Below are 1,231 nucleotides of genomic sequence, written 5' to 3' on the forward strand. Positions count from 1 at the left end.
ACATTTCATAGAACGGCTGATCGATTGTGAAATCTTTACTCTGCCTGAAATAACGCCCTGTTGTGGCATCCTGTGCAATACCGGATGTAGTCATCCCGATAATGCTGTACTGGTCTGTTACATAGTAAGGCTTCGCCTGTGTACCGTAAGAATATCCGGTTGGAAGCAGACCAAAGAAGGTTGTCTGGGAATCAATATTACTTCCGTCAGCATTATCCCCTCCAAAATGTACCTGGAACCGCTCTGAGGTGTTTCCTTTTATTGCGGATTTGGCAATACCATTTACCGTTCCTTTTTTATCCGGGAAATCACTGACTTTAGATTCGATATCCGCTGTCGTGGCATTTCCGGTTGATTTTGTTACAATTGCTGTATAGTATCCCTTATTTGGCATATACCAGCCGGTTTCTTCTTCATCCAGAATCTGAAGCGTTCCTGTTCCTGCGTTAAATACTACATTTGCCGGATTAAAGAACTTCATTGTTCCCGCCGCTGTGGTGGTTGACTCATAATTCGGAAGTTTTCCGCCTGAAGTTACCGCTCCTCCCGGTGCTATTTCAAACTTTCGGATGACAATCGGGGCATAATCTGCCTTCTCATATGCATCACCATCATAGATTGTGACCTGATAAGAGGCTGCCGGATCATATCCATCTATCTGAATGGAATAATTGGAAGGTGTATCCTGATAGCTGATTGTACTGGATACAGCATCTTTCACTGTAACCTGTGCGTTCTCTATCGTTGTCTTCGGGGTTTCTATATCTATATTGTTCTTACGTTTATTAAAGTCTGTGTTGAATGCAAAATCCGGTTTATCTGCCAGGTATTGATCCCCAACATATTCCGCTGTCTGCTGTCTCTTCACAAACTGAGGGAATGGATACAGAAGATCACCTTCATCGTCCCTGGTCTGATGATCCAGAGTCCAGATATCAGGATCAAAGCCTTTGAAATTATCTCCGGACATCATATCCATATAAGTCATGTTTGTTACATTATTACCATATGTAGTGTTTCCAACCGCATCCAGTTTATAATTATAACCTTTTGCGTCAGGGTCCTGATTTACTACTACCTGATTCCAGGTGAAATCTGTCGTTGCTCCGTTTATTACCAGCTTATAAGCCTGGTGAAGCCGTTTGATACTCAGTTCCGGATCTGACAGGCTGTAGCAGTTCTGGATATCTACAAACCGGTTTAATCCTCCACCGGCTATTCCTCCGATATT

At 43.0% G+C, this 1,231-nt stretch carries 1 protein-coding gene; it reads right to left on the reverse strand.

Features of this window, described 5'->3' with window-relative positions; translation table 11 throughout:
- The coding region (locus tag ACH2DQ_RS21925) for a hypothetical protein (protein ID WP_395028326.1) at nucleotides 1-1,231 on the reverse strand (1,231 nt) is incomplete at both ends.

Source organism: Robinsoniella sp., assembly GCF_034124845.1.